Source organism: Luteibacter sp. W1I16, assembly GCF_050434905.1.
In the GTDB taxonomy this organism is placed as follows: Bacteria; Pseudomonadota; Gammaproteobacteria; order Xanthomonadales; family Rhodanobacteraceae; genus Luteibacter.
Genome location: NZ_JBNDJJ010000001.1, coordinates 638,263 through 659,510 on the forward strand (window position 1 = coordinate 638,263; position 21,248 = coordinate 659,510).

The 21,248-nt window shown below is 66.7% G+C and carries 19 protein-coding genes; 10 read left to right on the plus strand and 9 right to left on the minus strand.

The features are described 5' to 3' along the window. The first annotated feature begins 77 nt into the window (after positions 1-77). The 5 genes from QFZ41_RS02770 to QFZ41_RS02790 all read left to right on the plus strand — a co-directional run bounded on the left by QFZ41_RS02770 (position 78) and on the right by QFZ41_RS02790 (position 6,996). A complete protein-coding gene (locus tag QFZ41_RS02770) occupies positions 78-1,649 on the plus strand; it encodes a GNAT family N-acetyltransferase (RefSeq protein ID WP_429197357.1) in 1,572 nt (523 codons plus the stop codon). Next, on the plus strand, positions 1,646-3,079 hold the full coding sequence (locus QFZ41_RS02775; RefSeq protein ID WP_429197358.1) for a chloride channel protein: 1,434 nt from the start codon (positions 1,646-1,648) through the stop codon (positions 3,077-3,079). Before QFZ41_RS02770 ends, QFZ41_RS02775 begins: the two co-directional genes overlap by 4 nt. Then, complete coding sequence (gene hutI / locus QFZ41_RS02780) at positions 3,076-4,311, plus strand: imidazolonepropionase (RefSeq protein WP_429197359.1); 1,236 nt, start codon at positions 3,076-3,078, stop codon at positions 4,309-4,311. The genes QFZ41_RS02775 and hutI overlap by 4 nt, the downstream gene beginning before the upstream one ends. Positions 4,312-4,433: 122 nt before the next feature. Next, complete coding sequence (locus QFZ41_RS02785) at positions 4,434-6,224, plus strand: hypothetical protein (RefSeq protein WP_429197360.1); 1,791 nt, start codon at positions 4,434-4,436, stop codon at positions 6,222-6,224. 16 nt (positions 6,225-6,240) lie between these two features. Next, positions 6,241-6,996, plus strand: a complete 756-nt coding sequence (locus QFZ41_RS02790; RefSeq protein WP_429197361.1) for a hypothetical protein — start codon at positions 6,241-6,243, stop codon at positions 6,994-6,996. Here QFZ41_RS02790 and QFZ41_RS02795 read toward each other — a convergent pair whose 3' ends face one another. Continuing rightward, positions 6,997-7,884, minus strand: coding sequence for a LysR substrate-binding domain-containing protein (locus QFZ41_RS02795; protein ID WP_429197362.1), 888 nt, complete (start codon positions 7,882-7,884; stop codon positions 6,997-6,999). It abuts the gene before it with no gap. A 91-nt stretch (positions 7,885-7,975) separates the two neighbouring features. Here QFZ41_RS02795 and QFZ41_RS02800 point away from each other — a divergent pair, with 91 nt between their 5' ends. Further along, positions 7,976-8,395 carry an ester cyclase gene (locus QFZ41_RS02800; protein WP_429197363.1) on the plus strand — a complete coding sequence of 140 codons (420 nt, stop codon included), beginning with the start codon at positions 7,976-7,978 and terminating at the stop codon, positions 8,393-8,395. Positions 8,396-8,447: 52 nt separating this feature from the next. On the opposite strand, the gene QFZ41_RS02805 is transcribed toward QFZ41_RS02800, so the two are convergent. The 3 genes from QFZ41_RS02805 to QFZ41_RS02815 all read right to left on the minus strand — a co-directional run bounded on the left by QFZ41_RS02805 (position 8,448) and on the right by QFZ41_RS02815 (position 10,133). Further along, positions 8,448-8,609, minus strand: a complete 162-nt coding sequence (locus QFZ41_RS02805; protein ID WP_306847696.1) for a 30S ribosomal protein THX — start codon at positions 8,607-8,609, stop codon at positions 8,448-8,450. A gap of 81 nt (positions 8,610-8,690) precedes the next feature. Then, complete coding sequence (locus QFZ41_RS02810) at positions 8,691-9,650, minus strand: cation diffusion facilitator family transporter (RefSeq protein ID WP_429197364.1); 960 nt, start codon at positions 9,648-9,650, stop codon at positions 8,691-8,693. Positions 9,651-9,686: 36 nt separating this feature from the next. Further along, positions 9,687-10,133 carry a MerC domain-containing protein gene (locus QFZ41_RS02815; RefSeq protein WP_429197365.1) on the minus strand — a complete coding sequence of 149 codons (447 nt, stop codon included), beginning with the start codon at positions 10,131-10,133 and terminating at the stop codon, positions 9,687-9,689. An 86-nt stretch (positions 10,134-10,219) separates the two neighbouring features. Here QFZ41_RS02815 and QFZ41_RS02820 point away from each other — a divergent pair, with 86 nt between their 5' ends. Further along, complete coding sequence (locus tag QFZ41_RS02820) at positions 10,220-12,244, plus strand: TonB-dependent receptor domain-containing protein (RefSeq protein WP_429197366.1); 2,025 nt, start codon at positions 10,220-10,222, stop codon at positions 12,242-12,244. Positions 12,245-12,601: 357 nt separating this feature from the next. Here QFZ41_RS02820 and QFZ41_RS02825 read toward each other — a convergent pair whose 3' ends face one another. Then, a complete protein-coding gene (locus QFZ41_RS02825; protein ID WP_429197367.1) occupies positions 12,602-13,780 on the minus strand; it encodes an IS30 family transposase in 1,179 nt (392 codons plus the stop codon). A 632-nt stretch (positions 13,781-14,412) separates the two neighbouring features. On the opposite strand from QFZ41_RS02825, the gene QFZ41_RS02830 reads away from it, so the two are divergent. Beyond that, entirely contained in the window at positions 14,413-15,591 is a 1,179-nt protein-coding gene (locus tag QFZ41_RS02830) for an IS30 family transposase (RefSeq protein WP_429197367.1), read from the plus strand. Positions 15,592-15,846: 255 nt separating this feature from the next. On the opposite strand, the gene dnaQ is transcribed toward QFZ41_RS02830, so the two are convergent. From dnaQ to QFZ41_RS02845, 3 genes are read right to left on the minus strand one after another with little or no spacing between them, the layout of a single operon-like run. Further along, positions 15,847-16,569, minus strand: a complete 723-nt coding sequence (dnaQ, locus tag QFZ41_RS02835; RefSeq protein WP_429197368.1) for a DNA polymerase III subunit epsilon — start codon at positions 16,567-16,569, stop codon at positions 15,847-15,849. Further along, the gene (gene rnhA / locus QFZ41_RS02840) at positions 16,566-17,027 is read right to left on the minus strand and encodes a ribonuclease HI (protein ID WP_371025114.1); all 462 of its coding nucleotides are present in this window, start codon (positions 17,025-17,027) and stop codon (positions 16,566-16,568) included. Before rnhA ends, dnaQ begins: the two co-directional genes overlap by 4 nt. Before the next feature lie 8 nt (positions 17,028-17,035). Next, entirely contained in the window at positions 17,036-17,728 is a 693-nt protein-coding gene (locus QFZ41_RS02845; RefSeq protein WP_429197369.1) for a methyltransferase domain-containing protein, read from the minus strand. A 168-nt stretch (positions 17,729-17,896) separates the two neighbouring features. Here QFZ41_RS02845 and gloB point away from each other — a divergent pair, with 168 nt between their 5' ends. Together gloB and QFZ41_RS02855 are read left to right on the plus strand one after the other, a co-directional pair. Continuing rightward, positions 17,897-18,664, plus strand: coding sequence for a hydroxyacylglutathione hydrolase (gene gloB, locus QFZ41_RS02850; RefSeq protein WP_429197370.1), 768 nt, complete (start codon positions 17,897-17,899; stop codon positions 18,662-18,664). Further along, a complete protein-coding gene (locus QFZ41_RS02855) occupies positions 18,661-19,938 on the plus strand; it encodes a transglycosylase SLT domain-containing protein (protein ID WP_429197371.1) in 1,278 nt (425 codons plus the stop codon). The genes gloB and QFZ41_RS02855 overlap by 4 nt, the downstream gene beginning before the upstream one ends. A 27-nt stretch (positions 19,939-19,965) precedes the next feature. Here QFZ41_RS02855 and fabV read toward each other — a convergent pair whose 3' ends face one another. Further along, entirely contained in the window at positions 19,966-21,171 is a 1,206-nt protein-coding gene (gene fabV, locus QFZ41_RS02860; RefSeq protein WP_429197372.1) for an enoyl-ACP reductase FabV, read from the minus strand. Positions 21,172-21,248: the final 77 nt, after the last annotated feature.

A 21,248-nucleotide genomic window follows, 5' to 3' on the forward strand; every position in this document is an offset into this window, starting at 1 on the left:
GGGGGTGGGATGCCTGCATGGTACCAATCGCCGGCAGGGCCGGCTCCCACCTGTGCATGGCGGGGCATAATGGGCCAATGAACGAGACGAACGCCGCACATCCCCCGAAGCTGCTGCTTCGCCTGGCGCGCCCCAGCGACGTGCCCGAACTGGTCGCCCTGACCGCCCGCGTGTATACGGCCGAATGGGGTCACTCCGCGGAAATGTTGCAAGGCCAGCAGACCCACTTCCCCGAAGGGCAGTTCGTGGTCGAGTACGAGGGCAAGCTCGTAGGTTTCTGCGCCACGTTCCGCATCAACGAGGCGCTGGCGCTCGCGCCGCACACCTGGATGCAGATCACCGGCGGTGGCTTCGCTTCACGGCACGATCCGAAGGGCGACTGGCTCTACGGCATGGAAGTGGTGGTCCATCCCGATTACCGGGGCATGCGCATCGGCCAGCGGCTGTACCTCGCGCGCAAGCGCCTGTGCACCGACCTGAAGCTGCGTGGCATCGTCTTCGGCGGACGCATGCCGGGCCTGGCCCGCGCAATCGGCCGCTACGGCAGTGCCGAGGCCTATGTGCAAGCGGTGGTCGACGGCAGCCGGCGCGACCCGACGCTGAGCTTTCAGTTACGCAACGGCTTCGAAGTCATCGGCCTGCTTCGCGAGTACGTACCCTCCGACCATGAATCGCTGGGCTACGCCGCGCATCTGGTCTGGCGCAATCCGCACCTGCTCGACCAGCCGGACATGCCGCGCGTGTCGCAGAGCCATCGCCTGCCGGATTCGGTACGCGTGGCATCGGTGCAATACCAGCAGCGGCGGATCCGCTCGTTCGAGGAATTCGCGACCCAGGTCGAGTATTTCGTCGACATCGCTGCGGATTACGACGCCGATTTCGTCGCCTTCCCGGAACTGATCACGCTGCAGCTGCTTTCGATCGAGAACGCGGAGCTGTCTCCGGTGGATTCGATCCGCCGCCTCTCCGAATACACGGACGAGGTCAAGGCGCTGTTCCACCGCCTCGCCGTCCACTACAACATCAACATCGTCGGCGGGTCGCATCCCACGCGCCAACCCAATGGCGATATCCACAACGTCTGCTACGTGTGCCTGCGCGACGGTTCGATCCACGAGCGTGAAAAGCTGCACCCCACGCCCAGTGAACGCAACGTCTGGAACATCACGGGTGGCGATTCGGCGGCCACCATCCAGACCGATTGCGGCCCCATCGGCGTGATGATCTGCTACGACTCGGAGTTCCCGGAGGTGGCGCGCCACCTCACCGACCAGGGCGCGCTGATCCTGTTCGTGCCGTTCTGCACGGACGTGCGTGAAGGTTACCTGCGCGTGCGCTACTGCTCGCAGGCGCGCGCCATCGAGAACCAGTGCTACGTGGTTCTCTCCGGCAATGTCGGCAACCTGCCCGGCGTGAACAACTTCGACATCCAGTACGGGCAGAGCTGCATCCTCACGCCGAGCGACTTCCCGTTCGCGCGCGACGGCATCGCCGCCGACTCCACGCCGAACATCGAGACCGTGCTGTTCGCCGACCTGCGCCTGGAAAACCTCGCGCGCGCGCGAAACTCCGGAGCTGTGCAGAACCTGAAAGATCGCCGCTACGACCTTTACCAGGTGCGCTGGACGCGCTCGACGGACGTCCGATGAGCACGCCACCACCGGATGCACCTTCACCGCGTGGCGCGAACGCTTCGCTGGACAGGCTGCGCGAACTGGCACGCCACGAGTGGCTGTCGCCACGGCAATGGCGCCGGCGCATCCTGTTCTGGGTCGGCGCCATCGTCGTGGGCCTGTCCGCCGTGCTCTTCGCCAAGGCGGCCGACTACGCTTTCGAAGTGTTCCGTCGCGTGGCGTCGCATGGATGGTGGGTACCGCTGCTGGTGACGCCGGCGATGTTCGCGTTGCTCTGCTGGCTGACCCAGGGCGCGCTCAAGGCCACGCGCGGCTCCGGCATTCCCCAGGCGATAGCGGCCCTGAAGGTGGAAGACGAGGCGTTCCGCTCGCGCATCCTTTCGTTGAAGGTCGCGCTGGGCAAGATGGCCCTCACGCTGGCGGCCCTGCTCGGTGGCGCCTCCGTCGGCCGCGAAGGCCCCACCGTCCACGTCGGCGCGGGCTTGCTGTATTCGATGGGGCGGCGCTTCGGCTTCGCCGATCCCACTGCCGCGGGACGCTTCATCCTGGCCGGATCGGCCGCGGGTCTCGCCGCCGCTTTCAACACGCCGCTGGCGGGCGTGGTGTTCGCCATCGAGGAAATGTCCGGGACGTTCGAACATCGCATGAGCGGCACGTTGCTGACGGCGGTGATCGTGGCCGGTGTCGTGTCGCTCGGCATCGTCGGCAACTACGCGTATTTCGGCGACGTCACCGCGACGCTCCCCCTCGGCCGCGCGTGGATCGCGGTGCTGCTGACCGGCGTCGTCGGCGGCCTGGCGGGCGGCCTGTTCGCGCGCCTGATCGTGCCCGCGACCGGCGGGTTCCGTGGGCTGATGGGCCGTGTGCGGGCGCGTCAGCCGGTGGTCTTCGCCGCCGCCTGCGGCCTCGCGCTGGTGCTGCTCAGCCTGCTCAGCGCCAATGGGCTCTACGGAACCGGTTACGCGCAGGCGCGCGACATCCTGCAAGGGCACGGCGACACCGGGCCGTTCTTCGGCGCGCTGAAATTCCTCGGCAACATCGCCTCGTCATGGGCCGGCATTCCGGGCGGCATCTTCTCGCCGGCCCTCGCTGTCGGCGCGGGACTCGGCAGCAACATCGCCCATCTACTGCCCGGCTCGGACGTCTCCTCGGTGGTCTTGCTCGGCATGGCCGCCTACCTGGCGGGCGTGACCCAGGCGCCACTCACCGCGGCGGTCATCTCGCTGGAACTGACGGCGAACCGGCAGATGGCTCTGCCGATCATGGCCGCATGCCTGCTCGCCCGCGCCATGTCGAGCCTGGTGTGCAGGACGCCGGTGTACAAGGCTCTCGCCGAGAACCTCGTCGCGCAATACGAGGAAGAGCGTGCCCGAAGGGGCGCGCCGCCCGCGAGCAAGACGACCGGTGACATCGAAGCCCTTCCCGTGGAGCCGCACACGCCATGACACCGGATCCTCGCTGGGACCATCTCCTGCTTGACGTCGGCCTCGCCACGCTTGCCGATAACGGCTTGGCGTATGGCGCCATCGAGCACGGCGCCATCGCCTGGCGCGACGGCCGCATCGTCTTCGCCGGGACACGCCACGACCTGCCGGGCGAACCGCATGCCCTCGCGCATCGCGTGGAGTCGCTGCCCGGGTGCTGGGTGACTCCCGGGCTCATCGATTGCCACACGCACCTCGTGTTCGGCGGCGATCGCGCCCAGGAATTCGAACAAAGGCTGGAGGGCGCCACCTACGAAGAGATCGCGCGCGCGGGCGGCGGCATCGTTTCCAGCGTGCGCGCCACGCGCGCCGCCAGCGAGGACGACTTGCTGCGCCAATCGTTGCCAAGGGCACGTGCATTGCTGGCCGATGGCGTCACCACGCTGGAGATCAAATCGGGTTATGGGCTGGAGCCCGAGGCGGAGCGGCGCATGCTGCGCGTGGCCCGGCGCATCGGCGAAGCACTCGGCATGGACGTACGCACGAGCTTCCTGGGCCTGCACGCCTTGCCTCCGGAATATGCCGGCCGCCGCGACGATTACGTCGCGCTGGTGTGCGACATCATGCTGCCTTCGCTCGCCGAGGAGGCGCTGGTCGACGCGGTGGATGCTTTCTGCGAGGGCATCGGCTTCACCCCTGCGGAAACCCGGCGGCTGTTCGACAAGGCCACGGCCCTCGGCCTGCCGGTGAAGCTGCATGCCGAGCAACTGTCCGACCTGGGCGGCGCGGCACTGGTGGCCCGCTACGGGGGTCTCTCCGCCGACCACCTCGAATGGACCGGTGACGACGGCGTCCGCGCCATGGCCGATGCCGGCACCGTGGCCGTGCTGTTGCCCGGCGCGTACTACGCCTTGCGCGACACGCGCCCGCCGCCGGTCGATGCCTTCCGCCGCCATGGCGTGCCCATGGCCGTCGCCACCGACCTCAATCCCGGGACATCGCCGCTTCTATCGCTGCGCATGGCGATGGGAATGGCCTGCACCCTCTTCCGCCTCACGCCCGAGGAGGCCCTGCGCGGCGCGACCGTCAACGCCGCGCGCGCCCTTGGCCTCGACGACCGGGGCCGTTTACTGGTGGGACAGCGAGCGGACCTGGCGATCTGGAACATCAGCCACCTTGCCGAATTGTGTTACTGGATCGGCGGCGGCCTCCTGCGGGAAACCTGGATCGGAGGCGAGCGCGTCTCGCGCTGACACCGGCACACATTCGTCGCAAGTTTCCGAAAACTTCCATCGATCCCTGGCCAAGTCGCACCTATCATCGATGTTGCCTTGGCGCTAGCGGCGCCGGCATCCAGAGGTCGTCAGGAACATCGTTGAAGGGTTCATCGTCGTCCCGCTTGCGGGATCGCCTCGTCGTCGTCGCGCGCATCGCATGCCTCGTATTCCTGGCATGCATGACCGGCGCATGCGGCAACACGCGGGAAGAGGAAGAGCAACGTGCCCGCCATGCGCGGCAAATGCGCGATGTCGCGCGCATGCTCGACGCCATGGAAGCATCCGAGCCGGTCGATCTGGCGACGATCATGGCAGCACCGCTTCCGGACCTCCCGAAAACCACCCGCCGCGTGGCGGCGTCGTACACGCCGCCCACCCCGCACGCGCCCGGTTCCTGGGCCATCGCCGGCTGGCCGTTCCTCGCCATCGGCGGGGCCGGCACCGGCACGCTCGCCATGGTGTTGCTTGCGATGTCGCGACGGCGCGCGAGGCGGCGCGTCATCGTGGACGCCCCTTCCATGGCCAGCCATTTCGTCGACGGGCCCCTCGATCCACCTCCCGCGCGCACGTTGCCCGCGTCACCGGACTGGGTCTATCGGCGATCCGCCTACGAAACGCCGGACCTGCACATGACCGGGCAACCCGTGGACCTGCTCGTTCCGCTTCCCCTGGAGAAAGCTCCAGCCCCCACGGTCGTGCTGGCCCCCGCTGTCCCGGCAAGCGGCTTGTGGCGCCGGCTCGCCGAGGCGGATGCGCTCGGCACGTTGCACCTCATCGGCGACGAACGCTTTCCCGACATCCGCCGCAGCGGCGATTCGAGCGGCGCAGGGCAAGCCTGGGAAGACCTTCTCCTCGCCCACGCAGGCCATGACGATGACGACGGGCGGCTCGCGCGCTGGCTGCTGCCCACCCTGCGCATGCAACGCGCACGCGACCTGCCGCGACGCGACGCGGAGCGCCTGCTCACCGTCATCGAAAAGGAGATGGCCGCGGTCCTCGACCGTACGCATGGCGAAGAACAACGCCATGGCTTCGCACGCTGGATCCGATGCCGGCTGGTATGCATCGAGCGGCTTTCCGGTGCCCATCGCCTGTTCGCCTTGCGAGACCTGTTCGCCGGTCTCGCACACGATCCTCGCTGCGAGCATCCGCTGGCACTCGATGCGTGCATCGACGCTCAACTCGCCTGGGCGTCCTGGCTACTCGGCGCGGCTGCCATGACGCGCCTCGACGAGGCGGAGCACTATTGCGACCGCCTTGCCGCCGCCGGTCCGGATGCGGCGACGCGCGCGTTGCGCAGGCGGGGTGAAACCTGGCTGCATCGCGCGCGCACCCGCAGACCGGCGGAACGCCTTCCCGAGCTCGAACGGGCGCAGTCGTTGCTCGATGACGCCCATGTACGACATGCCGAAGCGGAAACCGCCTTGCTCGTCGCACGCACGGCTCAGCAACGGGCACACCTGCTTGCACCGGAGGAGGCGGCCGCGGCCTGCTCGCATGCCCTCCTCCACGCCTTCCTCGCGGAACAGCACCCCGCATGGCGCGTCGATGCGCTCGCCTGCCGCCTGGACATCCAGTTGACCTACGAGTCGCTTCCCGAGCATGCCGCGCAAACGAGTATCACCGCCGCGATCGGGCGCAGCCTCGAAGCTGCCGGACCCTTGCCCGCTTCCGCACGCATCGCCGTCGCCGAAGCACGGCTGCGCGATGGCGACAACGCCGGTGCCGCCTCATGGTGCGAATCCATCTGCCGCACGGATGCCACCGACGAACGCGTCGTCGGGCTCTGGCGCGACGCCTGCCACCGCTGGGCCGGCGATCGCGGCCATGACACCACCGCGCTCGCGCGCTCGCTTCGCCACCTGGCCATCGCCCGTTCCACCCTCTGAGTCCACACGAGTCCCCATGAGCATGAAGCACGCAACGAATGACCCGATCCTGCCTTTCTGGCAGACCCGCTACGGCCTCGCCACCGCGGTCACGGTGGACAACGCGGTGGCGCGCTCGCTGCAGTTGTACGGCGAGTGGGCGGAACACGAAGCCATCCTGCTCAGCGGACTGATCGAGGAAGGCCAGACGGTCCTGGAGTTCGGCGGCGACTTCGCCGCGCACGCGTTATGGATGGCGCAAGCCGTCGGTCCGCTCGGCCAGGTGCACGTCGCGGAACCACGCCGCATCCCTTTCCAGCAGGTATGCGCCAACGTGGCGATCAACGGACTCGACAACGTCTTTACCCACGCGGTGTGGCTGGGCCGCGGAAAGGGATCGTCCTCGCTGAGGAGCCTGCTGCCCGGCGCGTGCAAGGACGCGCACGAGAAAATCCGCATGGCGACGATCGACAGCCTGCGCCTCGACGCCCTGCACCTGCTCAAGGTGAATCAGGCGAACGCGCTGGCCGATGTCCTCGCAGGCGCCACCGAGACGCTACGCACGCATCGCCCGCTGATTTACGCGCGTCTCTCCGGCATGGACACGGCCGAAGCCGAGGTAGCGGCGATCAAGGCACTCGGCTACCGGGCGTGGTCACACGTGCCCTACCTGTTCAACGCCGATAACCATGCTGGTAACGATGCGAACATCTTCCCGGGCCTGGTCCAGCAGAACGTCATCGCCGCGCCGGCCGACAGCCGCTTCGAATTCGCCGAACGACTGGAGCTGTAGTCATTCGGTCCGGCTTACCCGCACGGCGTCTTCAGGCACCGCCAACATGCCGACCAGGGCCTCCACCATCGGCGCCCATTCCGGATCCCGCCCATACACCGCGACCTCGGTTCCCGGTAAAGGCGGCCAACGGCGCGATGGATGCAAGATCTTCATCCCCGGGCGCGCGAACGAGCGCGCCTGCGCGGTCACTCCCAGCCCGGCGAGCACCGCGGCCTCGGCGCCGGGAACGTTGTCGACGGTGCATGCGATTGTCCACAGGCGTGACACCGCATCGAGCGCCGCGATTGCCGCTTCCCGGTAAGCACATGGCTCACGCATCAGGACCAGGGGGGCGGCCTTGCCAACCTCATCGCGAAACGACGAGGCAGCGAACCATGTCATCGGCTCGCGCCATGCGACGCGACCGTGCGCCGACGTTCGCGCACCGCCTTGCTTGGCCACGACGATGTCGAGGCGCCCGTGCTCCAGGTCGGCCAGCAAGGTGGCACTGGTGCCGGTGCTCAGTTCGATATGCAAACCGGGATAACTCGTCCTGACGCGTGTGAGCAGCGCCGGCAAGCGTGACAGCGTGAGGTTCTCGGAAACGCCAAGGCGCAAAATGGTCGACGTGCTCGCCGCGTGCACGCTCCCGAGGAAATGCTCGTATCGCACGAGCAGCCGGCGCGCATCGTCGAGCAGGCTTTCGCCGCGCGCCGTCAACCGAAGCCCGCGGCTGTTCCGCCCGAACACCTTCCAACCCAGCAGGCGCTCCAGCCGGGCGATCTTCTGGCTCACGGCCGACTGAGTCCGGTTGAGACGCTCCGCCGCGGGGGTGAATCCACCTGCCTCCACCACCGCCACTAGGGCGCGAAGCAGGTCGATCTCGATGTCTGGCCGATCGTTCATTAATTTCTCTAATGTCTTCACCTATGCTATTCGCTTGCCTAATGATTAGCCAGTGCCGTCCAATAGGACATTCCCCCGTCTGGAGCCGCTCATGAACAACCGGTCCGTCGATATCGTCGAACGCTTCTGGCGTGCCGTCTGGGTTGCACGCGACCCCGCCGCCGTGGACCGTCTCGTCGCCGAGGACTTCACCATCACCTCGGGCGGCATCGACATCCATGGACGGGAGGCGTTCAAGTCATGGATCGCCGGCTTCCTCGCCAGCATCGCCGACTTCCACTTCGAGTCGGTTGAAACGTTCCAGAATGCGACCGGCGACAGAGTCGCCTCGCGCTGGAAGATCAGCGGGCGAAACAACGGTTTCATGGGCCTGGAACCCTGTGGCACGCCTTTCGACATGACGGGCACCGCCATCTGGCATGTGCGCGAAGATGGCTTGCTGCAACACAACTGGGTCGAGCGCAGCGCGCTCGAAGTACACCGCGCGGTCATTGCGAGCCGCGCTGGATGAAAAACGAAAAAGCCCCGCATCGCGGGGCTTTTCGTCTCACGCTACCGAAGGCTCAGGCCTTCTTGCGCGGCGCGGCCTTCTTGGCGGCGGCGGGCTTGGCAGCGGCCGGCTTGGCCACGGCGGCGCCGGTCACGACGTCGATGTGCGGACGGGCATTGCCATAGCTGGAACGGTAGATCTTGCCGCGACGGGTGCGGCGGTCGCCCTTGCCCATGGGAAACTCCTTGATTCGTAATGAGGGAGAGAAACGGCCGATCATCGTAGCAGCGGCCGCGTAAAGCGCAAGGGTGCCCGTTCAGGGAACCCGCCGGCCGCCCTTGCCGCAGCCTTCCCGCTCGTCCGGGCACGGACCCGGATCGAACTGGACCGTGGCATGTTCCACGCGCCACCGTTCGTTGAGCATCGCCTTGATCGCGCGGAGCACGCGGGCCTGGTCGGCCTGGCCCGTACCCGGCGCCATCTCGGCATGCAGCGTGGCCATGCGGGAGCCGGCGGTCACCTGCCATACGTGCACGTGATGGATGCTGACGATGCCCGGGTCGACCGAATGCAATTCGCGTTGCACATGGGCGAGATCGACGCCTTCGGGCGTGCCCTCCAGGAGGATATGGCCCGACCGGCGCACCAGTGACCAGGCGCTGCGCAGGATCAACAGCGACACCAGAACCGAAAGCACCGGGTCCGCCCAGTTCCAGCCGAGCCAGCGCACCGCCAGCGCGGCCAGCACGGCCGCCACCGAGCCCAGCAGGTCGCCCAGGACATGCAGGCTGGCACCGGCGATGTTCACGTCGTCGGGGTCGTGGCCATGCAAGGTGCGCAGCACCACCACGTTGGCGACGAGTCCGAGCACGGCCACCACCAGCATCACGCCGGACAAGATCGGCTGCGGTGAAAACAGGCGCTGCACCGCCTCGAAGACGATGAAGGCGACCAGGGCGAACTGGGTGAGCGCGTTGACGAAGCCGGCCAGCACTTCGATGCGCCCGTACCCGTAGGTGCGGCGTGAATCCGCGGGGCGGGCGGCGAAGCGCGCGCCGAGGAACGCCAGCAACAGCGCCAGCGCGTCGACCAGCATGTGTCCGGAATCCGCCAACAGGGCGAGCGATCCCGACCACAGGCCGCCGACCGCCTCGGCGATCAGCATCAGGGTGGTCAGCACGAAGGCGAACAGCAGCTTGCGCTCGTTGCCGTGCTCGGCGTGATCGTGCACGTGTCCATGATCATGGACGTGCGGATGGGCGTGGTCGTGTGCCATGAGAGAAGGCTAGGTAATCCGGCGGCGGTTACACAATCACGGGTGCGCGCAGGAGGGCCCATGGATGTGGCCCGCATGCCCGCTGCGATCGACCTTCAGGTTCACGAAGTGCGCGGCGGCGACGAGGAAGCCGCCACAGGTCACCAGCACGCTGTGCACCAACAACGAATTGCCGTGCAGGAAGGTGACGCCGAGCAACAGGAGCATCAGGCCCGGTATGGCCAGGGCTAGCGGAAGGCGGCGGCGGTGGCGCCGAAAACCGGACACCAGCGCGACGCTCGCCAGCATGCAGGCGAAGATGACGAAGCCCGCTTCGAAGCGATGGTCGGCCAGGAACGACAGCCCCATTACGGGCAGCAACGCGATGACGAACGGCAGTGCCGCGCAATGGATCGCGCACAGGAACGAGGCTGTCGCACCGAGGCGATCGGCGGCGTGCCACCAGCGGCGGGGGACTTCGGGTTCGACGGAAGGATCGGTCATGGAGGACATAGCGTGACTAGTTGCACGGGTCGAGGCAAGCGATGATACTTTATAACATTGCGAAACCCAACCCGGAGTTCCACCCGATGCGCCGAACCTTCCTCGCCCTGACCATCGCCGCCACCTGCGGCACGGCATTGCCAGCCATGGCCGACGACACGACCCAGGACGGCACGCCGCCCGCCGCGGATGCCCAGGACGCCAAGGAGGCCCCGGGCAAGAGCCGCAGGAATGCCGAGAAACTCGATGGCATCGTGGTCAACGCGGTGCCGCTGGGACAGAACGCCGACCAGATCGTCGCGCCCGTCGCCGTGCTGGCGGGCTCCGCGCTGGACGATGCCAAGGGCGTATCGCTCGGTGAAACGGTGTCCTCCATCCCCGGCGTGCAGAGTTCCGCCCTGGGCACCGCCGTCGGCCGGCCCGTGATCCGCGGCCTGGACGGTCCGCGTGTGGCGGTGCTGGAAAACGGCCTCTCCTCACAGGATGTCTCCAACGTCAGCCAGGACCACGCGGTCACGCTCGAGCCCTTCCTCGCCGACCAGATCGAAGTGCTGAAAGGCCCCGCCACCCTGCTGTACGGCTCGGGCGCGATCGGCGGTGTCGTGAACGTGGTCGATGGACGCATTCCCGAGAAAGCGCCGGACAATGGGTTCGCGGGCCGCGCCGAGGTCCGTCACGACTCCGTGTCCGACGGCCATACCGGCCTTCTTCGCCTCGACGCCGGTAACGACACGTTCGCGATCCACGTCGACGGCATGCGCCGCGACAACGAGGACTACGACATCCCCGGCGGCACGCTCGCCAACAGCGCCGTCAAGACCACCGCGGGCTCGGTGGGCGCGTCGGTGCTCGGCTCGTGGGGTTATCTCGGACTTTCCGTCTCCCGCTTCATGGACCTCTACGGCAGCCCGGCGGAACCCGGCGATCCGGCCGAAGGCGAAGACGCGGTCCACATCAAGATGGCGCAGACCAACTACACGTTGAAGGGCGGGCTCGTGCAGCCCCTCGACGGCATCAGCAAGGTCGAATTCAGCCTCGGCCACGGCGCCTACCAGCACGTGGAGTTCGAGGGCGACGTGCCGGGCACCACCTTCTCGACCGACAGCAACCAGGGCCGCCTCGTCGTCACGCACGATCCCCTCGCCGGATGGGAAGGCGCGTTCGGCGTGCAGACCCAGCACCGGAAATTTTCCGCCGTGGGTGAGGAAACCTTCGTACCGCCCACCGTCACGACTGGCGTCGGCGTCTTCCTCACGGAGCAACGCGAGTTCGGACCCGTGAAGGTGGAACTCGGAGCGCGTCACGACAAGCAGAGCGTCGATCCGGAGAACGGCGCCAAGCGCGACTTCAGTCCCAACAGCTTCTCCGCCGGCGTCGCCTGGCGATTCGCGGAACAGTGGCACCTGTCGCTGAACCTCGACCACGCCGAGCGTGCGCCATCCGAAGAAGAACTCTTCGCCAACGGTCCGCACGCGGCATCGAACACGTTCGAGATCGGCAGCGACCTGGAAAAGGAAAAGTCGAACCAGGCCGAGCTCGGCCTGCACTTCCACGGCGATGTCGTGGAGGGGAAGCTGGCGGTGTATTACAACAAGTACAAGAACTTCATCTATCTCGCCGACACGGGCGAGGTGGAAGACGATCTTCCCGTACGCATCTGGTCGCAGAACGATGCCACGTTCCGCGGCGCGGAAGCCGAGGCGACGTTCCATCTGTCGAAGGGTCCGACGGGCAACTGGGACCTGCGTGTCTTCGGCGACACCGTGCGCGCGACGCTCACCGACGGCGGTGGCAACGTGCCGCGCATTCCCGCAGGGCGCGTCGGTTCCACGTTGAGCTGGAACGCCGATAGCCTGCGCGCGAGCCTAGGCGCCGTGCGCTACATGAAGCAGGACAAGATCGCGGCGTTCGAAACGGATACGGCAGGCTACACGCTGGTCAACGCGCACTTCGCCTGGACCTTCGTCAATGACGACCGCAGCCAGTGGGAAGCCTTCGTCGACGGCAACAACCTCACCAACCAGACGGCACGCCCGGCCACGTCGTTGTTCAAGGACGTCGCGCCGCTACCGGGCCGCAACGTCTCCGTAGGCGTCCGCGCCTACTTCTGAGTTCCCGGCCTCCCTGCCCCTCCTCCCTCCCCGGGGCGGCCGGTAGCGAAGTGGGGCGCCCATCCGGGCGCCCCATGTTTTTTGGGTGGCGGCCCCCCGTGGGAGCCGCCCCTGGTGGGAGCCGCTTCAGCGGCGATCCCGCGGCAGCGGGCCAGTACTTCGCGCTTCTGAGGGCTCGGCTTCGCCCTCGCACTCGCTGTGTGCGGCGTGGCGGGGGAGCTGCCGGGCGCCACCCTCGGCGCGACAGGCGGTGCCGTCCCTTGGGAAGGGAAGCCGCTGCGCGGCCGTGTCTGATGGCTGGCGCCCCTTCGGGCTCGGACGGTCGGGCGGGGGTTTCCGATTCGCCCTCCGGCGATCTCAACCGGTCGATGCAACGGTTTGATTGAGTACCTCGGCAGGGGTCTGGAAGTCCAGCGTCTGCCGCGGTCGCTGGTTAAGTTCCTTGGCCACGGCGTTGAGCTGGGCCTGGGTGTAATGGCTTAGATCCTGGCCCTTGGGGAAGTACTGGCGAAGCAAGCCGTTGGTGTTTTCGTTGGATCCGCGTTGCCAGGGACTATGCGGGTCGCAGAAATAGATCTGCAGGTCGGTGGCCAGTTTGAAACGCTGGTGCTGGTACATCTCCGGACCGCGATCCCAGGTCAGCGAGCGCTTCAGCTCGGCCGGCAGCCGGCGGATGTGTTTAGCCACGGCATCCACGACGGTCGCACTGTCGCGAGCGGGAATTTTGATCAGCATCACGAAGCGTGATCGCCGCTCCACGAGCGTGACGATATGCGAGTGGATCGTGCCGGCTAGCAGGTCGCCTTCCCAGTGACCGGGTACCGCCCGGTCATTCGCTTCGGCGGGGCGCTGGCTGATCGTCAGGGCCTGGGCAATCAGGTTAGGGCCGCCCTTGCGGCCCTTGCCGTGACGCCCCTGCGCCTGCGGGTAACGGACCGATCGCTGGGTGCGCAGATGCGCCAGGAGCTGCTTTTTAAGCACGCCGCGGGCCTGGATGAACAGGCTTCGATAAATGGTTTCGTGGGACACCCGCATACTGTCGTTGTCTGGATAGCGTCGGGCAAGCCATCCGCTGATCTGCTGGGGTGCCCAGCGATGGGCCAGCTTGTGGGCGACCACGCGACGAAGGGCGCCGTGGCGGGCCAGCAGGCACGCCTTGGGTCGTTTGGCCTGCGCCCAGGCTCGCTGGTCGGCATTCGCCGCGCGATAGGCCTCACGGCCTCCGTTACGTCTCACCTCACGGCTGATGCTGGAGGGGGCTCGCCCCAGGCTCTGGGCGATCCGGCGCAGGGAATGGCCCTGACACAAGCCGCGGGAAATCTCTTCGCGATCCGCCAACTGAAGCGCCTGGGCCGCCCGCTTCCGAGGCGGTGGGGCGAATCCGCCGTGCTTCTTCAACACGTAGTGAATCGTCTCAGGGTGCCGATCCAGCGACCGGCCGATGGCCGCGGGCGACACGCCGGCCCGCCAGTCCGCCCAGATCCGTTCACGGTCCGCCGTCGACAAATGACGCCAAAGCCTGACTGCTCTGCTCATGATGCCCACCTCCGTCTTGATCAGACTACGGTGTTGCATCGATCGGTTGAGATCACCCCGTGGCTCAGCGAAAACGATCGGCCATCCATGGCCGATCCCCTTCGGGCCTTTTCCACCCGCCCGTCCTCGGCTCCTCATGTCGCGCCGAGGGTGGCGCCCGGCAGCTCTCTCGACACTGCGGTGGGTTGGTGGGGAAGAGCCGTCTGCCTTTGCCGGTTGCCGCACCCGGGGTGGGAAGCGGGCTGGCCCGCGATTCGCCACCCTCTGTCGAGCGAACGAGGCTATGCACCGCAACCGAACGAGCGGTGACAAGCCCCGCCTTATCACCGCAAGGCTTCCTTCGCCAGCAGAAAGATTGAGGCATCGCGGGCCAGCCCGCTTCCCACCCGGGTGAGGGGATTCACACGGAACGGCTGGCCCCAGGTTGCGGGCGTTGCTCGTGCCGCACGACACCTCCGTGCCCGGAAGAGCCGTCGGCCGCCACCCTCGTGGCGACTTGTGGAACCGAGGAGCGCCGGGCGAAAAGGCCCGTAGGGGGCCGGCCTGGACGGCCGGCCGTTTTCGCTGAGCCACGGGGTGATCTCAACCGATCGATGCAACACCGTAGTCTGATCAAGACGGAGGTGGGCATCATGAGCAGAGCAGTCAGGCTTTGGCGTCATTTGTCGACGGCGGACCGTGAACGGATCTGGGCGGACTGGCGGGCCGGCGTGTCGCCCGCGGCCATCGGCCGGTCGCTGGATCGGCACCCTGAGACGATTCACTACGTGTTGAAGAAGCACGGCGGATTCGCCCCACCGCCTCGGAAGCGGGCGGCCCAGGCGCTTCAGTTGGCGGATCGCGAAGAGATTTCCCGCGGCTTGTGTCAGGGCCATTCCCTGCGCCGGATCGCCCAGAGCCTGGGGCGAGCCCCCTCCAGCATCAGCCGTGAGGTGAGACGTAACGGAGGCCGTGAGGCCTATCGCGCGGCGAATGCCGACCAGCGAGCCTGGGCGCAGGCCAAACGACCCAAGGCGTGCCTGCTGGCCCGCCACGGCGCCCTTCGTCGCGTGGTCGCCCACAAGCTGGCCCATCGCTGGGCACCCCAGCAGATCAGCGGATGGCTTGCCCGACGCTATCCAGACAACGACAGTATGCGGGTGTCCCACGAAACCATTTATCGAAGCCTGTTCATCCAGGCCCGCGGCGTGCTTAAAAAGCAGCTCCTGGCGCATCTGCGCACCCAGCGATCGGTCCGTTACCCGCAGGCGCAGGGGCGTCACGGCAAGGGCCGCAAGGGCGGCCCTAACCTGATTGCCCAGGCCCTGACGATCAGCCAGCGCCCCGCCGAAGCGAATGACCGGGCGGTACCCGGTCACTGGGAAGGCGACCTGCTAGCCGGCACGATCCACTCGCATATCGTCACGCTCGTGGAGCGGCGATCACGCTTCGTGATGCTGATCAAAATTCCCGCTCGCGACAGTGCGACCGTCGTGGATGCCGTGGCTAAACACATCCGCCGGCTGCCGGCCGAGCTGAAGCGCTCGCTGACCTGGGATCGCGGTCCGGAGATGTACCAGCACCAGCGTTTCAAACTGGCCACCGACCTGCAGATCTATTTCTGCGACCCGCATAGTCCCTGGCAACGCGGATCCAACGAAAACACCAACGGCTTGCTTCGCCAGTACTTCCCCAAGGGCCAGGATCTAAGCCATTACACCCAGGCCCAGCTCAACGCCGTGGCCAAGGAACTTAACCAGCGACCGCGGCAGACGCTGGACTTCCAGACCCCTGCCGAGGTACTCAATCAAACCGTTGCATCGACCGGTTGAGATCGCCGGAGGGCGAATCGAAAACCCCGCCCGGCGCGACGGGCGCGAAGGGGCGTCAGCCATAAGACATGGCCGCGCAGCGGCATCCTTTCCCGAGCGACGGTGTAACCGGAGCGACGAGGGTGGCGGCCGACGGCTCTGCCCCACCAACGAATGCGAGGGCGAAGCCGAGCCGTGCATGAAGCGGGCCCGCTGCCGCGGGATCGCCGACAAGGTCGGCTCCCACTCATCCACAAAAGCCGCTTTGCCTGCCTTCTAATGAATCGTTTCCGATTCGAGCTTGCGCCAGATGCTCTGGCCGCCGGCTGCCTTGTCTATGGCGTCGAGGCGCTTCGCGTGCAGGTCCAGCTCTTCCGGCGTGGCGCGCAGGACGACCGGGCGCCGGGTGATGACGATATCGTTCAACGCATGGTTGCCGCGATGGTCGTTGTCGGCATCGAAGGCGAAATCCAGGGCGACCTGACCCGAGGTCATCGCGACGTAGACTTCCGCCAGCAACTGCGCATCGAGCAAGCCGCCGTGGAGGTCGCGACGCGTGTTGTCCACGCCCAGGCGCTTGCACAGCGCGTCCAGGCTGTTGCGCTGGCCGGGATACATCGTGCGCGCCATGGCCAGCGTGTCGAGCACCGTGGCGTGATCGGTCACCTGCCCGTACCGCGGGCCCAGCAACTTCAGTTCGGCGTTGATGAAGCCCACGTCGAATGCCGCGTTGTGGATGATCAGCTCGGCACCACGGATGAACGCGAGGAACTCATCCACCTTGTCGCGGAACAGGGGCTGGCCGACGAGGTCTTCATCCTTGATGCCCGTCACCGCGCTCGCCTCCGCGTCGATCGAACGCTCGGGATTGAGGTAGGTGTGGAAATGGTTGCCGGTCGGGCGGCGCCCGATCAGTTCCACCGCACCGATTTCGATCAGGCGGTGGCCAAGGTGGGCTTCGAGGCCGGTGGTTTCCGTGTCGAGGACGATCTGCCTCATGCCACCTTCCCCTTCGCCTTGTAGATGATCGCCTGGTCGCGCGCGGCGACGTCGACGCGCTCGTTTTCCACATGGCCGTTATGGCCCTTCACCCATTCCCAGGTGACGGTGTGCGCGGCGGCGGCTTCGTCGAGGCGGATCCACAGGTCCTGGTTCTTCACCGGCTTCTTGTCCGCGGTTTTCCAGCCGTTGCGGCGCCACTTCGGCACCCACTCCTGCACGCCCTGCATCACGTATTTCGAGTCGGTCATGAGATGCACGTTGCAGCGACGCGTGAGCGCTTCCAGCGCGGAGATGGCGGCCATCATCTCCATGCGGTTGTTCGTGGTCTCGGCTTCGCCGCCGGAAATCATCTTCTCCACGCCCTTGGCGCGCAGCAGCGCGGCCCATCCGCCAGGGCCGGGGTTGCCCAGGCAGGCGCCGTCGGTAAAGGCTTCAACAGTATCGGTATCGGTCATGGAGAACTTCAGGTAATCGATTCACGGGCATTGCGGCGCGCGCCGGAGGCGAGCGTGCCAGGCATGGGTGCCGGCACCGCGGCCGCGCGGGGGCGCAAGGGTACCGCCGCCGGACGTTTTTTGCGCGCCACCAGGAAATAGCCGCCACCTACGATGGACTCGCCGACGGGCGCGCCGCCCGCACGCGGCCACGCGCTGCCGACGCGGCGTGGCATCGACAGCTCGAACTCGTCGCGCACCAGACGCTGGCTCCACCACCATGGCCAGGTCAGGCGCGGACGCGCGCCGCGGCTCTGCCGGGCGATCCAGGGCGACCAGAGACCGACAGGATGGATGCCGGTGATGGCAAGCATGCCGCCGGGCGCCAGTACGCGGATGGCCTCGTCCAGGAGGTTGTCCTGCCGGGCCGTCGTCTCGAGGGCGTGGCGGAGCAGGACCACGCCGAACGCTTCATCGGCGAACGGCAGGGCCTCCAGACCACTGGCATGGATATCGCCACCCAGGACCGCCCCCGCGACGCGGACCGTCGCCCAATGGCCCAGGAGGGGAATGGCCGGCGGCTCGGCGGGCGCCGAGGTGGTGAGGTGCAGGCCGTGGTCGCCCGTGCAGCGAGCCAACATGGGAGCGAGGGCACGCGCCTCGTCGGCCAGGAGCTTGCCGATGTGGGGTGTCGCGTAGATGTCGGAAGCGAATGAAGGCATGCGGGGACGAGTGTAGTGGGGTTGAACGGGTGCCGCATCGATTAACGACTTGCTAACGAGCGGGATATACCCGGCTGATATAGTCCGGCCGCCCCGCCCGGTAAGGATGTATTCCCGGCGGCCATTCCTTGGGTGTTCGCGCCCTATCGACGTAGCGGAGTTCGCCCGATGCATTGGGTCCCCGTCGCGGCCTTGAGCGACAACTACATCTGGCTGGTCGCCGACGACGAAGGCAATGCTTTCGTCGTGGATCCCGGTGAAGCCGCCCCCGTCGAAAAAGCGCTGAACGAGCGAGGCTGGCGGCTGACCGCCATCCTGCTGACGCACCACCACAACGACCACATCGGCGGCGTCCCGGAGCTGGTCCGCAACCACGACGTCGAGGTATATGCCTCGGACGACCCGCGCATCCAGCCGAAGAACCAGATCGTCGGCGACGGCGACACTTTCACTCTGGATGCGCCCGCGGCCACCTTCAAGGTGATCGCCGTTCCCGGACACACCACCTCGCATATCGCCTACCACGGCGAAGGCTTCCTGTTCTGCGGCGACACCCTGTTCAGCGTAGGCTGCGGCCGGCTGTTCGAAGGTACGCCGGAGCAGATGCTCGCCTCCCTCGACCGCTTCGCCGACTTGCCGCCGGAAACCCTGGTCTGCTGCGCACACGAGTACACCGCGTCGAACGTCCGCTTCGCGCTCAGCGTCGATCCGGACAACGACGCCCTGCGCCGCCGTCATGACGAGGTGGCGCGCCTTCGCCAGGAGCAACGGCCGAGCGTGCCGACCCGCCTTGTCGACGAATACGCCACCAATCCGTTCCTGCGCGTGGACAGCGAGGCGGTTGCCCGCTGGATGCACGCCCAGGGCCAGGACCACGCCACGCGGACGGAGCGCTTCGCCGCGCTCCGCCAGGCCAAGGACACCTTCAACGCATGAACGTATTGACCCGGCGCCTGCTGCCCACCCTCATCCCGTTCTTGCTTACCGCCTGCGCCGGCGGCATCCCACGCCCCGTGCCGCAGTCCCAGTCCGCCGTCACGGCCGCTCCGGCTGCCCCCGTGGAAGATGTCTCCGTGGCGCCGAAGTTGCTGCGCCCCGCTCCGCCCGCCGATTTCTGGTCCGACATGCGCGACAGTTTCGCCATGCCCGGCTGCGAAGCGGACCCACAGGTGATGGCCTGGGCGCGTACCTATACGAAGCAGCCCAATCGCTTCGAGCAGCAGGTGAACGAAGTGCTGCCGCTGATCGTCTACGCGCACAAGTCGGCGATGAAACACAACGTGGCCGGCGAATTCGCGCTGCTGCCCTGGGTGGAGAGCCAGTACCGTCACGTGCCGGGGCAGAAGAACCGCCCCGCCGGCATGTGGCAGATCATGCCGCAGACCGCGCGCACGCTCGGCCTGCGCGTGGAGAAGAATTACGACGAACGGCTGGACATCACCAAGTCGACCGAATCCGTGATGAACATGATGCGCCGCTACTACGACGACCTTGGCGACTGGCGCCTCGTCGACGTCGCCTATAACGCCGGCGAGTTCGGCCTGAAGAAGACACTCGACAAGCATGGCGGCCCGTCCGACGACGAAGGCCTGCCGGATGTACCGATGAAAGCGGGTACCAGGGAACACCTGGTGAAGCTCATGGCGATGGCCTGCATCGTGCGCGACCCCGAACGTTTCAATGTGAGCCTGCCACGGCAGGATCGCCAGGACGCCCTGCAGGTGGTGCAGGTGTCGAGCCCGCAGTCGCTGGCCCAGGCGGCGAAGCAGTCGGGTCTGTCGATGAACGACCTTCGCGACTTCAACCCCGCCTACCGGACGAGCAAGGGCACGATCAGTTCCAGTCTGCTGCTGCCGAAATCGGCCGCCGACCAGTACAAGCTCGGTCCCGTCGATCCGGTCGCCGATGTCGCCGACCCGGTGGCCGACGATGCGGACGCCGTCGCGCCGGTGAAGTCCGCGAAACAGGGCAAGACGGCGAAGGCCGCCAAGGCCGCGAAGAACTCACGTGCGATAGCCAGCACCGGCAAGTCGAAGACGGCCAGGGCGGACGAGCCACAGGTCGTCATCCACAAGGTCAACAACGGCGAATCGCTGTGGACGATCGCGCGGCGCCACCAGGTGAGCGTCGAGCAGTTGATGAAGTGGAACGACCTGCAGACCCAGGCCGTGAAGCCCGGCCAGGTGCTGAAGCTGACCGCGTCGCGCTGACGCGACGCCGGCCAGCTTCCTGCCAGGTCAAAGCTGCACGACGTCCCACTGCACGTCGGGACTGATGTCGGCGTCATAGTCGACGCCCTTCGTCTCGAAGCCGAACAACTTGATGAAGTCGTGCTTGTAGCCGGCGTAATCGGTCACCTGCCACAGGTTCTCCGTGGTCACCGTCGGCCACAGCGCCTTGCACTCGCCCTGCACGTCCTCACGCAGCTCCCAGTCGTCGAGGCGCAGGCGCCCTTCCGCGTCCGTCCCGGCAGGCTGCCCGTCGGCACGATACAGGCGATCGTGGAACAGGCGGTTGATCTGCTCGATAGTGCCTTCGTGGATACCTTTCGCCTTCATGATCTTGAAGACCATCGACACGTATAGCGGAATCACCGGGATCGCCGAACTCGCCTGGGTCACCACCGACTTCATCACGCCGACATAGGCGCGCAGGCCCTTCGCCGCGTAACGCTCGCGCAGTTCCTTCGCCGTGCGATCGAGATGCTGCTTCGCCCTGCCCAGCGTGCCGTGCCAGTAGATCGGCCAGGTGATCTCGGTGCCGACATAGCTATAGGCGACGGTGGTGGCGTTGTCGGCCAGCACGCCGGCTTCGTTCAACGCCTCCATCCATAGAGCCCAGTCTTCGCCACCCATGACGGTGACGGTGTCTTTGATCTCCTGCTCCGTCGCCGGCTCCACCGATGCCTGGATGACGGCATCCTTGTTGGTGTCCACGGACGACGCGGTGAACGTATCGCCGATGGTCTTCAGTGCCGAACGCACCACTTCGCCCGTCTTCGGCAGCTTGCGCACGGGCGAGGCCAGCGAGTAGACGACGAGATCGATCTTGCCACCCATCTCGTTCTTGATGATCTCGATGGCCTTGGCGCGCGTTTCGTCAGCGAACGCATCGCCATTGATCGAGCGGCTGAACAAGCCCGCTTCACGCGCCAGCTTGTCGAACGCGGCGGAGTTGTACCAACCGGCCGTGCCCGTCTTCGTCTCGCTCGAGGGCTTTTCGAAGAACACGCCCAGTGTGGCGGCGCCATGGCCGAAGGCCGCGGTGATGCGCGAGGCCAGGCCGTAGCCGGTGGACGCGCCGATCACCAGCACGCTTTTCGGGCCATCGGCGAACGTGCCGCTGGCCTTGGTGATGGCGATCTGTTCTTCGACGTTCTTCGCGCAACCGACCGGATGAGCGGTGGTGCAGATGAAGCCACGGACCTTGGGCTGGATGATCACGGATTGTCCCTTTGACGCAGTGAGGCGCGCATTGTAATCGGGCTCGACCGCCATGCGCTCACGAATGGAGTACGAGC